At 43.9% G+C, this 12,445-nt stretch carries 13 protein-coding genes; 4 read left to right on the top strand and 9 right to left on the bottom strand.

All coding sequences use genetic code 11. From position 1 onward, the window contains the following. Position 1: 1 nt before the first annotated feature. From E3K36_09250 to E3K36_09240, 3 genes are read left to right on the top strand one after another with little or no spacing between them, the layout of a single operon-like run. A complete protein-coding gene (locus E3K36_09250) occupies positions 2 to 1,288 on the top strand; it encodes a dihydroorotase (protein MCF6155422.1) in 1,287 nt (428 codons plus the stop codon). After that, positions 1,282 to 1,956 carry a hypothetical protein gene (locus E3K36_09245; GenBank protein ID MCF6155421.1) on the top strand — a complete coding sequence of 225 codons (675 nt, stop codon included), beginning with the start codon at positions 1,282 to 1,284 and terminating at the stop codon, positions 1,954 to 1,956. The genes E3K36_09250 and E3K36_09245 overlap by 7 nt, the downstream gene beginning before the upstream one ends. After that, positions 1,859 to 2,368 (top strand): VanZ family protein, encoded by a 510-nt coding sequence (locus E3K36_09240; protein ID MCF6155420.1) that lies wholly within the window; start codon positions 1,859 to 1,861, stop codon positions 2,366 to 2,368. The genes E3K36_09245 and E3K36_09240 overlap by 98 nt, the downstream gene beginning before the upstream one ends. 41 nt (positions 2,369 to 2,409) lie before the next feature. Here the strand turns inward: E3K36_09240 and E3K36_09235 are convergent, their stop codons facing one another. Further along, positions 2,410 to 3,177, bottom strand: coding sequence for a uridine phosphorylase (locus tag E3K36_09235; GenBank protein MCF6155419.1), 768 nt, complete (start codon positions 3,175 to 3,177; stop codon positions 2,410 to 2,412). Between the two features lie 182 nt (positions 3,178 to 3,359). Here E3K36_09235 and E3K36_09230 point away from each other — a divergent pair, with 182 nt between their 5' ends. Beyond that, a complete protein-coding gene (locus tag E3K36_09230) occupies positions 3,360 to 4,481 on the top strand; it encodes a glycosyltransferase family 9 protein (protein MCF6155418.1) in 1,122 nt (373 codons plus the stop codon). On the opposite strand, the gene E3K36_09225 is transcribed toward E3K36_09230, so the two are convergent. The 8 genes from E3K36_09225 to E3K36_09190 form a co-directional block, all read right to left on the bottom strand. After that, positions 4,473 to 5,918, bottom strand: coding sequence for an NADH-quinone oxidoreductase subunit N (locus tag E3K36_09225; protein ID MCF6155417.1), 1,446 nt, complete (start codon positions 5,916 to 5,918; stop codon positions 4,473 to 4,475). The genes E3K36_09230 and E3K36_09225 overlap by 9 nt on opposite strands. Before the next feature lie 30 nt (positions 5,919 to 5,948). Beyond that, positions 5,949 to 7,532, bottom strand: a complete 1,584-nt coding sequence (locus E3K36_09220; GenBank protein MCF6155416.1) for an NADH-quinone oxidoreductase subunit M — start codon at positions 7,530 to 7,532, stop codon at positions 5,949 to 5,951. Positions 7,533 to 7,949: 417 nt separating this feature from the next. Then, positions 7,950 to 9,881, bottom strand: coding sequence for an NADH-quinone oxidoreductase subunit L (gene nuoL, locus E3K36_09215; GenBank protein MCF6155415.1), 1,932 nt, complete (start codon positions 9,879 to 9,881; stop codon positions 7,950 to 7,952). A 7-nt stretch (positions 9,882 to 9,888) separates the two neighbouring features. After that, positions 9,889 to 10,191: an NADH-quinone oxidoreductase subunit NuoK gene (gene nuoK / locus E3K36_09210; GenBank protein MCF6155414.1), complete on the bottom strand. Its 303-nt coding sequence runs from the start codon at positions 10,189 to 10,191 to the stop codon at positions 9,889 to 9,891. Further along, positions 10,192 to 10,701 carry an NADH-quinone oxidoreductase subunit J gene (locus E3K36_09205; GenBank protein MCF6155413.1) on the bottom strand — a complete coding sequence of 170 codons (510 nt, stop codon included), beginning with the start codon at positions 10,699 to 10,701 and terminating at the stop codon, positions 10,192 to 10,194. It lies immediately after the preceding gene. Between the two features lie 39 nt (positions 10,702 to 10,740). Further along, complete coding sequence (locus tag E3K36_09200; GenBank protein ID MCF6155412.1) at positions 10,741 to 11,166, bottom strand: NADH-quinone oxidoreductase subunit I; 426 nt, start codon at positions 11,164 to 11,166, stop codon at positions 10,741 to 10,743. 1 nt (position 11,167) lies between these two features. Next, positions 11,168 to 12,163: an NADH-quinone oxidoreductase subunit NuoH gene (nuoH, locus tag E3K36_09195; protein MCF6155411.1), complete on the bottom strand. Its 996-nt coding sequence runs from the start codon at positions 12,161 to 12,163 to the stop codon at positions 11,168 to 11,170. Next, the gene (locus E3K36_09190; GenBank protein ID MCF6155410.1) at positions 12,164 to 12,445 is read right to left on the bottom strand and encodes a hypothetical protein; all 282 of its coding nucleotides are present in this window, start codon (positions 12,443 to 12,445) and stop codon (positions 12,164 to 12,166) included. It abuts the gene before it with no gap.

Genomic DNA, 12,445 nt, shown 5'->3' with positions numbered 1-12,445 from the left:
AATGATAAATAATGAGGTATTAATAAAAGATGGACACGTCGTGGATCCTGCAACCGGGCTTGATGGCCATGCAGACATCTTTATCAAGAATGGCAAGATCCAGACAATCTCAAATGATATTAAGCCAGGTAGTAATACCAGGATTATCGATGCAACCTCGAAATACATAATTCCAGGCTTAATCGACTGCCATGCTCATCTCCGCGAACCCGGCCTGGAATATAAAGAAACCATAGAGACAGGTTCCCGGGCCGCTGCAATGGGTGGTTATACTACCCTGATATGTGAGCCAAACACCGTTCCCCCCATTGATTCGTTAGAGATGGTGGAATCCTTCATGGAAAGAGTTTACCAGAAAAGCGTGGTAAACATTTATACAAAGGCATGTATCACAAAGGGATTATTGGGCGAAGAATTAACGGATATAGATAGACTAGCAACGGACAAGCGGGTACGCGCACTCTCTGATAATGGGAATCCCGTATTTTACGAAACATTAATGAAAAGGGCATGTGATCTAGCATCACGGAACAAACTTATCATTAGTCCACATTGTGAAGATTCCCAGGTTTCTTTAGATAAGGCAAAAAAAAATCCCAATGCAGCACATTTTCCGGGTAAACCATTTTGTCATGAAACAGATTTTGTCCTCCGGGAGGTCAAATATACCGAACAAGCCAGGGGATGGCTGCACGTCTCGCATGTTAGCCTGAAAAGTACCCTGGAGGTTATCCAGCAAGCAAAAGAAAGGCGTATTGCAAATATCACCTGCGAAGTAACGCCACATCATTTACTGTTGGATGAAACCTTCAGAGATGCAAGTGGAAATGTACCAAAAACCAACCCCCCATTGCGTTCCAGGGAAGACAGAGAGGCACTTCAGAAAAGTTTAGCAACAGGTATTGTCGACGTGATTGCAACAGACCATGCCCCTCACACCCATGATGATATTAAAAAAGGTGCCACAGGTTTTATAGGGCTTGAAACTGCACTCGGCGTTATCCTTACAAAACTAGTCCACCCTGGTATTCTATCATTGAAAGACGTTGTCCAAAAAATGTCTACGAATCCCGCAAAGATTTTCAGTATCAACGGAGGGAGTCTGGCCGTGGGTATGCCAGCTGATATTGCCATTGTAGATATGAATAAAGAATGGACGGTCAAGGCCGAAAAATTTGAGTCAAAGGCCAGAAACTGTCCCTTTAATGATTGGAAGTTAACCGGACAAGTAGTAACCACCATTGTTGGTGGAAAGGTAATCGTGGATAATTGCCAAATTGTATGTTAATCATTATTGACGGCTATAATTTTATATTCACAGTACCTGCTTTAGAAAAGCACGTGGGGATAAACCGTATTGAACCCGTGCGGGACTATATAATATCCCTATTTTCAAAATACATCGAAGCAAAACATTATGATGTCATTGTAGTATTTGATGGTAATTATACACAGGCTGCCTTACCAAAAAAACAAACCTGTTGTGGTATTACCGTTATTTACTCAAAATCAGGGGTAAATGCGGATACAGAGATAAAAAACATCACAAGCCATTGTCAAAATCCAAGAGATGTTTACATTGTAACCTATGACAACGATATAAAGCGACACGTCAGAAAATGCGGTTGTCATATTATTGAACCAAAAGCAATGTATAAAGAAATCCTGGAGATTCTGAATAAAGATAAAAAAACCGCGTCTGATGAGCCCCAGGGCAAACGGGAGGGCCCCTCCGAAGATGATGCAAGGTACTGGAAGGAGGTTTTCAAAAATCTTCCCACCGAAGAGACAAAGCCCTGCATAGTAAAACCAGCTATCCCAAAAATAAAGGAAAAGGGAAAATCACCTCATACTGTGGATGAACCGCGTTATAAATATCAAGGACCTTCTGCCGACGAGACACAATACTGGGTCCGTGTCTTTGAAGAAATTGAAAAAAATGAACATCAAGATTAGAGTATACTGGATTTTCAAATGCCTATTAACACTTGCCTATGCCTATCTTATATTTACCGCATCTTCAGAAGACACCTCTTCCATAACCCTCCCGCCGTATACCGATAAACTCATTCATTTTGTGTTGTTTGGTCTCTTATGCCTCATGATCTGCTGGTCACTTTCTTCTATCACCATAGGAAGCAAGTGGATATATAAAATTATCCTGGCAATCGGTATCACCTCCCTCTACGGTGCATTGGATGAGATTCACCAATTCTTTACCCCAAACCGTTCAGTAGAAATCCTTGACTGGCTGGCGGATACGGGTGGTGCCGTTACCGCTGGCTTTTTATGGCATATAGCTACATCCAGATGGCAAATAAAAAAGAAGAAATTCCTTGCAATGGAAAAAACTCCAATTAAGATGTAGGAAAACGACTCATTACAAAAGAAAGGCTTTTACAAGGTATACTATATCAAGTACTCTACAGCGGCAATCGCAACCCTTATAGCATTTTCCTCCCCAACCTTAAGCGACTCTTTTGTTATCTTTCCTGTGCCACCTTGATTAACCACACCTGTTATACAGCCTCCTTTGAGACCCATTGAAGCTGTAAGGGTTAAGATCGTTGATGATTCCATCTCGTAGTTCAACACATGGAGCTTCTGCCATTCTTTCGTAGCTCCCTGAAACCTCCTCAATACATATTTTGTAAACGAATCGTATCTCTCCTCACCAGGATAAAATGTATCGGATGACGCCGTTACGCCCACATGGTACCTTACCTTTGCTTTTTTTGCCCCTTCAATAAGGGCATTAAGAACCTCATGATGAGCAACTGCGGGATACTCAATTGGTGCGTAATGGGTTGATGCCCCGTCAAGGCGTACAGAGCCAGAGGTGATAATCACGTCTCCAATATTGATATGCTCCTGAATTGCACCCGTTGTCCCCACCCGGATGAATGTGCCAATTCCCAGTTGCGCCAGCTCATCAATGGCTATGGATGCAGAAGGGCCACCGATGCCTGTAGAAGTAATAAGGAGTCGTTTCCCTTTCATCTCTGAGAGATAAGTACAGAACTCCCTTTTCCACGCTAACCGCTTGTTGTGCGTCCCATAAATCCCTGAAATTGTCTCGGCAATAACTTGTGATCTGAAAGGGTCACCAGGCAACAATGCGATTTTTACATCTTGTATTATCTCGTTATTGAGATCTAGATGATATACATGTTTCATTGATTTCACGTAGAAAAAGATAACAGGTTTTTAAAGAGGAGTCAAATACATAAACATAAAAATATTTTTTTCGCCCGGCGAAACTCATTTAAAAACCCTTGCTATATCGGCATAAAATATATACCATAAAAAATAAGTGCAATAATTTTTTTACAGATTTTAATTGTAAGGAAGATGATACGATGTCGAAAGAATTTGATTGCCGTTTTTTTGCCTCCGAGAAGCCTTGCCGATTTAAACTCGATTGTCCTGTTGATGATACGTGTCCCAAATATCAACCGATGGGAAAGCGGATTCTGATTATTAAGTTGGCTGCCATTGGGGATGTATTGAGAACCACTCCCATCCTGCCTGTTTTAAAGGAAAAATATCCGCAATCCCAAATTACGTGGATTACGGATCAATCGTCCCTGTCGGTCCTGGAGGGAAATCCATACATTGATCGCCTCCTGACGGCAAATTACGAAAACACCTTGCGGCTTCAGGCAGAGAAATTTGACGTGTTAATCTGTCTGGATAAGGAAACGGTTGCTTCCAGTCTCGCATCTCTTGTGAAGGCAGATCAGAAGCTTGGATTTGCACTCTCCGGGAAAGGACTTCTTTATCCCCTGAACAAAGAGGCGGATTACCTGTTTCGGTTAGGGGTATCTGACGAACTCAAGTTTCGGCAAAACAAGAAGACCTACCAGCAACTTATCTTTGAAGCCCTTGGACTAGGAGGAAAATACGGAGAATATGTCATTAACCTTCCGCAGAAGTACACCACTTACGGTGAACAGTTGATGAAACAGTGGGGGATTCATAATGGCAGACTGGTTATCGGTTTGAATACCGGCGCAGGGAAAAGGTTTGCTACCAAGCGATGGGAAATTGGGGGCTTTGTAGAGCTTGCAGACCGGTTATCAAAAGACCTGAAGGCGCATGTGGTGCTCCTGGGCGGACCCGAGGAAGTCGAACGGAATAAAGAAATTGCTTCCAGGGCAAAGTCCCAAATAATCGACAGCGGATGCCATCACAGTTTGAAGGAATTTATGGGGTTAATAAGCCGGTGTCATCTGATTGTTACGGGAGACACGCTTGCCCTGCATCTTGCTATTGCATTGAAAAAACTGACCGTTACCTTTTTCGGGTCTACGTGCCACCAGGAAATAGACCTTTATGACAGGGGTAAAAAGTTAGTTGCCGATGTGGATTGTGCCCCTTGCTATAAAGGAATATGCGAAACGATGATTTGTATGAAAAGCATACATGCCAATGATGTATTTCATGCCTGCAAAGAGGTATTAGAGGCTGAATTATCTTAAGAGAAGGGTAGCCTGCTGGGCTATTTCCATGACCCTGGAGGGAAAGATACCCAACTGGAGTGTGCCCACCACCGAGATGACGATGGCGGCAACAATGAAGGGAGAAAGGGTGAGGGGGGTAAATTCCCTGGTGGATTCCTTCATATACATAATTACTGTAATTCTGAGATAGTAGTACACAGAGATGACGCTGTTTATTACTCCAATCACTGCAAGTCCAACATACCCTGACTTTATTGCGGCGCTGAAGATATAAAATTTTCCCACAAAACCTGCCATGGGTGGAACTCCTGCCATGGAAAGCATGAAGAGCGTCATCGCTATGGCTAGCAGCGGGTGCTTAAAGCCCAATCCTGCATAGTCATTAATCTGTATAAATTCATCTCCCTTATGGCTCAACACAATGACAATGGCGAATGCCCCGATATTCATAAAGGTGTATGCCAGGATGTAAAACAATGTGCCAGGCACACCCATATTGTTTGCTGCTACCAGGGCAATGAGGAGATAACCGGCATGGGCAATACTGGAATATGCCAGCATACGTTTGATGTTCGTTTGGGTAATAGCTACTATGTTTCCTATTGTCATGGTCAATATGGCAAGGATGTAAATAACCTTTTGCCATTCGTAGTGGGTGGATTCAAAAGCGGTCATAAAGATGCGCAAAAAAGCGGCAAAGCCTGCAGCCTTGGGTCCTACAGACATAAAGGCCGTTATAGCCGTGGGTGCGCCTTCGTAGACATCGGGTACCCATGCGTGGAACGGTACAGAAGCGACCTTGAATCCGAGTCCAATGATTATCAGCCCCATTCCCATAAGTAACAGGGGATCTGAGATGCCTCCCTTACCTGCAATAAAACCGGCAATTTGTTTGAGGTTGATCGTGCCTGTTGAACCGTAAATAACAGAGATGCCATACAGCAGAAAGCCCGTGGCAAATGCACCCAGTAAGAAATATTTTAAAGACGCCTCGTTTGAAATGAGTTTTGACCGCTGAAAACCTGTCAGGATGTAGATACTGATGGACATAACCTCGAGGCCGATGTAAATGTTCAGTAAATCTGCACCGGCTGCCATGAGCATCATGCCTATGGTTGCAAACATGATGAGGGCATAATATTCCCCGTGATTGATTCCCTCGCGTTTGATGTAACTGTGCGAAATCAGGATAGTGAGCCCTGTACTGAGCAAGAAGATAAAGTTAAAAAACAGGGAATAATTATCAATGGTAAATGTTTCATTAAAAGAAAAGAGTATGGTTCCTGTAGGATTTCTGGTAAAGATGGCAGCAGTGACAATTCCCATCAATGACAGATAGACAAGGAGGTTCTTCTCTCCCAATCTCCTTGAAGATAACACATCTACTAAGAGTACGATCATGGCAAAACCTGCCAGGATCAGGATCGGTAAGATGCTCAGGACATTAAACGTCATCATCGAAACATTTGTCATATATGAAAACCTTTACCACTCAGTTTTGGACTCAGGGACTATATCAATCTTTGGTGTAACATTTTTCTGTAATTGCCCAGGTTTGCTTTGGTTTTGAACGTTGGATACCATATTCGCCTTTTCTCCTACCTTTTTTAAGAGGTGATCTACCGAGGCATCCATCTTTCTCAGGAACGAATTGGGGTAGATACCTATCCAGAAGATTATCAGGATGATGGGAATCAGAATAGCAAATTCCCGTTTGTTCATATCTTGTAATGCCTTATTTTCTTCATGGGTTATTTCCTGAAACATGACCCTTTGAAACATCCAGAGCATGTACACAGCCGCAAGGATAATACCCGATGTTGCGATGGATGCGTACAGAATGCGTGACTTGAAGGTACCCACCAGAATGAGAAATTCCCCGACAAAGCCGTTTAATCCTGGTAACCCAATAGAGGATAAAGTAACGATCATAAAGAAGGTAGCAAAGACCGGCATCCGTTTGGTTAAACCTCCAAAGTCCGCAATCATGCGTGTGTGTCTTCTCTCATAGAGCATTCCGACTACCAGGAAGAGCGCCCCGGTGCTGAGACCATGATTAATCATTTGGGTAATACCACCCTCGATGCCCTGGATATTGAAGGCAAAGATGCCCAGCATGACAAATCCCAGATGGCTCACGCTGGAATAAGCGACGAGTTTTTTCAGATCATCCTGCACCATGGATACCAGTGCACCATAAATGATACCCACAATTGCCATCCATGAAATTACCGGGATGAAGGCATGGCTTGCCTCCGGAAACAGGGGCAAACAGAATCGTACAAAACCATAAGTTCCCATCTTTAAGAGGACGCCTGCCAAGATTACACTCCCTGCCGTGGGCGCTTCCACGTGGGCATCCGGCAGCCATGTGTGAAAGGGAAACATAGGGACTTTGATGGCAAAGGCAAAGGCAAAGGCCAGGAACAACCAGAATTGAACGGCAAAAGACAGATCGAGCCTATAAAATTCTAAGAGATTAAAGGTATATTCACCCGTTGCCCGATGATTTAAGAAATACAAGGCAATGATGGCCAGGAGCATGAACACGCTGCCGGCCATGGTATAAATAAAGAATTTTACGGCTGCGTAAACCCTTCTAGGCCCTCCCCATATGCCGATGAGAAGATACATGGGAATAAGCATGAGTTCCCAGAATACATAAAACAAAAATACATCCAGGGAGATAAACACGCCAATCATGCCCGTCTCAAGCACCAGCATGGCAACCATGTATTCCTTCACGTTTTTGGCGATATGCCATGAAGCCAGGATGGAAATAGGGGTAATAAAGGTTGTCAGAAGTATCAAAAAGAGGCTGATCCCATCGATTCCAACATGGTAATGGATCCCAAAGGAAGGTATCCACTGCAGTTTTTCGACAAACTGCATCCCATAAGTATATGCATCAAAGGTAAAGTATAAGGGTAGGGAAATAAAAAATACCACTATGGAAACTAACAGGGCTGTCACCCTAATGAGTTCACCCCTTCTTGAATCCATCGAAAGGATAAAGAACACCCCGATGACCGGAAGAAAGGTTATGAGCGAAAGAATAGGCATAGATATTCGGTTATTTCTAAATTACAACTATGATAATTATGAATAAAACGGTTAAAAACATTTTTTGGGCTATTGTCATTCCTGCGAACGCAGGAATCCATGCCCTGGTAATTCGAGTTTTTTAGATCAGATTCCTCGACTCTCACCCTAAATGACGTTACGCTGGGCATAGTCGAAGCGTAATAAAAGAACCGAAAACATTAAATTAGGCCTCCGGCGACTTTCTCAATGTAGGGCGGCGAGTCCCGTCGCTCTACAACCGCAGCTTTGAAATTCTCACCATTAAATTAGTTGAGTAGGGTGGATTAAGCGAAGCGAATCCACCATTGAGAAAAATGTGAAAGGTGGACTTCGTCGTGAGCTCTCAGTCGAACGGTTCGGCGCAAAAGACGGCGCCTTAATCCACCCTGCCCAGTCCCAACCTTACTTTACTTTGCCCAACACGGCAAACACGATAATGAAGATACAACCGATCACGATATAAAAGGCGTAATTGCGTATATACCCTGTTTGTAAGAGGCGCAAGACATTACCAATCCCCCCGACAAGGCGGGCAATGCCGTTTACAGAACCATCGATCATCCCGGTATCCACACGCTTCCATAATTGGACCGAGATTTTTTTTGTCGAATTTACAAAAAGGATGTCGTAGATTTCATCGACATAATATTTGTTCAACAGGAGTTTATGGATTAACCGGAACCGTTCTGCCAGTTTCCCGGGCAATTCTGGTTTTTTCATATACATTTGATATGCAAGGAATATACCCGCAAGCGCAATAGCTGTGGAAATGACCATCATTACATAGGGAAGCCATGCGCTGTGGTGTACACCAGCTTCAGTGGCAGAAATTTCAGTGTGACCATGCCCACCAAATACCGGTGCTAAAAAACTGGTAATGGCGCTTACACCGGGGATGCCCAGGAATCCCCCAAAAAAGGAAAGGCCCGCAAGTACTATTAACGGTAGTGTCATATTTTTAGGGGATTCATGGAGATGTTCCATGACATGGTGGTCCACACGGGATTCGCCATGAAACGTCATAAATAACAAACGGAACATATAAAAGGCCGTTAAAAAGGCCGCAAATGCCCCAATCATCCAGTATACGAAGTTCCCGAGGACAAGGGATTCTAATAAAATTTCGTCTTTGCTGAAGAATCCTGCAAAGGGCGGAATTCCTGCAATGGCCACAGTGCCAACCAGGAAGGTCTTGTAGGTAACGGGAATATGATGTCTCAGTCCACCCATCTTCCTCATATCCTGTTCACCGGACAGGGCATGAATAACACTGCCTGAACCCAGGAATAACAATGCCTTAAAAAATGCGTGGGTCATAAGATGGAAGACACCTGCGGTAAATGCACCCACACCACAAGCCAGAAACATATATCCTAACTGGCTAATCGTAGAATAAGCCAGTACGCGCTTAATGTCATTTTGTACCAACCCTATGGATGCCGCAAAGAGTGCCGTCGCTGCGCCAATACTCGCCACCACGGTCATCGTGAATGGGGATAACATATACAGGACATTACATCGTGCAATCATATAGACGCCCGCCGTTACCATAGTTGCCGCATGGATAAGTGCGCTGACAGGTGTGGGGCCTTCCATGGCATCTGGCAACCACGTATAGAGGGGTATCTGGGCTGATTTACCTGTTGCGCCCATGAACAGAAGCAGGGTAATGATCGTTACCGTGAAGCTACCCACCGCGAAATTTCCATGAGAAGCAGCACTCAATACTTCCGTAAAATCGATACTATGGAAAGTCAGGAAGATGAGCATGATACCCAGGGCGAAACCAAAATCGCCTACCCGATTGACCACGAAGGCCTTTTTGGCCGCATTTGAGGCTGACTTCTTCTCAAACCAGAAGCCGATAAGCAGATACGAACATAACCCTACCGCTTCCCATCCAATAAACATAAGGAGAAAGTTATTGCCTAAAACTAGCAATAACATTGAGAATGTGAACAGGTTCAGGTAGCAAAAATACCGGTGGTAACCTTTATCGGTATGCATATAGCCAATCGAATAGATATGGATAAGGAATCCCACACCGGTAACGATAAGGATCATGAGTGAAGATAAGGGATCTACCTGCAGACCCGCAGCCGATTTGAATGAGCCGGACTCAATCCAGCTAAAGAGATGTTTTTCAAACAGCCGTTCGTCGGGAGGGAGGAAAATGAGTCCGCAAAATACGAGTATCGAGATGAACAAGGACAGGCCGATTGCCCCGCAGGCAATGTAGCCAACAGTTTCCTTGTGCAGCCTTTTACCGATAAGACCGTTGATAGCCGCCCCAATTAAGGGAAATACCAAGATCAGCGCAACAAGATTGAGCATGCAGTCCCTACCATTTCATGATATTTATATCGTCAATATTTACGGTTTCTTTATTCCTGAACACTGCTACGATAATGGCCAAACCGACAGCAGCCTCGGCTGCGGCAACGGTCATAGTAAAAAATACAAATAACTGGCCTTGCATGGAATTAAGATAATGGGCAAAGGCCACAAATGACAGGTTAACGGCATTGAGCATGAGCTCGATACACATAAAAATTATGATTGCATTTCTCCGTATCAGGACGCCAACAACACCGACCGTAAACAGGATTGCACTCAGCACAAGATAGTGGGTGATGGTAATCATTTATAGTTTTCTCTTTGCCAGCATAATGGCCCCGATAGCCGCTACGAACAGGAGAATAGAAGTTATCTCGAATGGCAGCAGATAATCGGTGAATAATAAATTGCCAATCAGTTTTGTGTTTCCAATACTATTTATGTAGGCCGATGTATATTCGCCTTGTTTTCCCTGCAAGAGTTTCGATTTGATGACTATACAAATGACGGTAAACAATGCAATTCCCATAAGGACAGCAGGTATCCTTTGAAAGGGTAATGCGTTCTTTGCCTCTTCCTTAATGTTCAGGTTTAACAGCATGATCACAAAAAGAAAGAGCACCATGATAGCCCCTGCATATACAATGATCTGAACAGCGGCAATGAATTGCGCCTCAAGCAATATATAGAGCACCGCGATGCCGACCATGGTCTGAATAAGATATAAAGCGCCAAAGACCGGGTTTTTCTCAAAGATAAGATAAACCGCAGTGATTACGGCAACAGCAGCCATTATATAAAATAAATAGGATTCCATAGGGTATTACTTTATCAAAATTCTTTTTTTAGCCAATGCTTACCTCGGTAGATCCCTCTTCCTCGTGAGGTCTAATAATTTTTCCTTATCGAAGACGTCCTTGTTTTGATAGGTTGCCAGTTCAAAGGTGTCTCTGAGAATTATGGCTCTTACCGGACAGGCCTCTTCGCAGTATCCGCAAAAAATACAGCGGAATGCATCCAATTCATAAATTTCGGGATACCTCCTGTGCGTTTCATCCTCGGCTCCCTCGACAGTAATGCACTGTGAGGGGCACACCCTGGCACACAGGCCGCATGCGACACACTTTTCCCTGCCGTCTTTTCCTATTTGTAATTCAGGCAACCCGCGAAACCTTGTGGAGAGTTTTGGCCGCTCGTCCGGGTACTGCATTGTGGCACAAGTGCTCGGATTAAGGAATCGTTTGAGTGTGAGTATCAGACCTTTAATGAGCGGTAAAATCATGTTATCCCTTAATAACTATAATAAGTCCTGTAATTATAATATTAAGTAGTGAAAGTGGTAACAGGAACTTCCAGCCAAAATGCATTAATTGGTCGTACCTGAGCCTTGGGAATGTTGACCGTATCCAGATAAAGAAAAATAAGCAGGCTGACAATTTTAACATGAACCATACTACCGGAGGTAAAAATGGCCCCTGCCATCCGCCCAGGAAAAAGGTTACAGCAATTGCAGATACCGTGATCATGTTGGCATATTCTGCCATGAAGAACATGGCGAATTTCATACTACTGTATTCCGTATGATAACCTGCCACCAGTTCTGACTCTGCCTCCGGGAGATCAAACGGACAGCGATTGACCTCGGCTATAGCGCTTGTGGCGTAAATAAAAAATCCGACCGGTTGTAATACAATATTCCATAATTTCGCCTGGGCATTGACAACATCCACCAAACTTAACGATTCAGTTAACATGACCACTCCGATGAGCGATAGCCCAAGGGTCAGTTCGTAACTGATCATCTGAGCTGAAGACCGTATCCCACCCAATAATGAGTATTTATTGTTTGATGCCCAGCCGGCCATAACAATGCCGTAAATACCTAAAGAGGATACTGCAAAAATGTAAAGAAACCCGATATTGATATCGGTAATTACCAGATCTACATTGTATCCAAAGATCCTTACCTTATCTCCAAAGGGGATAACGGCAAAGGTCATCAGGGCAGGAATCATTGCCATAGCGGGAGCCAGTATAAAAAGCAGCTTACTTGCCTTCTCAGGAATAATATCTTCCTTGAACAGGAGTTTTATGCCGTCGGCAATGGGTTGCAACAATCCGTGAGGACCTACACGCATTGGCCCCAGCCGCACCTGCATGTGCGCCATGATCTTTCTTTCGAGCCAGATCATGGAAATAACCATAAGCTGGATCACACCGAATACCAGAAAGATCTTTATGCAGGCAATAATAAGGTATACAAGCAACTCTTTATTCATTTAGTGAACGTTTGCCTCTTTCCGCTGCATCTTCTGGCCGCAACATTCCAATATACCGGTCGTCTCAACAATCACATCTATTTCCTGTCCACATACATTGCATACAAATTTTACCCCTCCCTCGGGCTTATGATGAACTGTTGTCCAGGTGGCCATCATTCCCTTGACGCCCACCAAGTGCATTTCCTGACCGCAGCATACCAGTACCCCAAAGCCTTCTTTCGTGACAACTACTTTTTGCCTGCAGATCTCGCAAAAATATGTTTGCCCCTTTTTTGCCAT

The sequence above is a fragment of the Candidatus Brocadia sp. genome (genome assembly GCA_021646415.1).
Classification (GTDB): domain Bacteria; phylum Planctomycetota; class Brocadiia; order Brocadiales; family Brocadiaceae; genus Brocadia.
The sequence above is the reverse complement of the archived record's forward strand: the minus strand, read 5'-3'. Positions and strand labels throughout refer to the sequence as shown.

Excerpts from the sequence above, each read along its gene's own strand:
- E3K36_09250 (MCF6155422.1), top strand. The coding sequence starts at position 2 with ATGATAAATAATGAGGTATTAATAAAAGATGGACACGTCGTGGATCCT.
- E3K36_09245 (MCF6155421.1), top strand. The coding sequence starts at position 1,282 with ATGTTAATCATTATTGACGGCTATAATTTTATATTCACAGTACCTGCT.
- E3K36_09240 (MCF6155420.1), top strand. The coding sequence starts at position 1,859 with ATGAACCGCGTTATAAATATCAAGGACCTTCTGCCGACGAGACACAAT.
- E3K36_09235 (MCF6155419.1), bottom strand. The coding sequence starts at position 3,177 with ATGAAACATGTATATCATCTAGATCTCAATAACGAGATAATACAAGAT.
- E3K36_09230 (MCF6155418.1), top strand. The coding sequence starts at position 3,360 with ATGTCGAAAGAATTTGATTGCCGTTTTTTTGCCTCCGAGAAGCCTTGC.
- E3K36_09225 (MCF6155417.1), bottom strand. The coding sequence starts at position 5,918 with ATGACGTTTAATGTCCTGAGCATCTTACCGATCCTGATCCTGGCAGGT.
- nuoL (MCF6155415.1), bottom strand. The coding sequence starts at position 9,881 with ATGCTCAATCTTGTTGCGCTGATCTTGGTATTTCCCTTAATTGGGGCG.
- nuoK (MCF6155414.1), bottom strand. The coding sequence starts at position 10,191 with ATGATTACCATCACCCACTATCTTGTGCTGAGTGCAATCCTGTTTACG.
- E3K36_09205 (MCF6155413.1), bottom strand. The coding sequence starts at position 10,701 with ATGGAATCCTATTTATTTTATATAATGGCTGCTGTTGCCGTAATCACT.
- E3K36_09200 (MCF6155412.1), bottom strand. The coding sequence starts at position 11,166 with ATGATTTTACCGCTCATTAAAGGTCTGATACTCACACTCAAACGATTC.
- nuoH (MCF6155411.1), bottom strand. The coding sequence starts at position 12,163 with ATGAATAAAGAGTTGCTTGTATACCTTATTATTGCCTGCATAAAGATC.
- E3K36_09190 (MCF6155410.1), bottom strand. The coding sequence starts at position 12,445 with ATGGCAAAAAAGGGGCAAACATATTTTTGCGAGATCTGCAGGCAAAAA.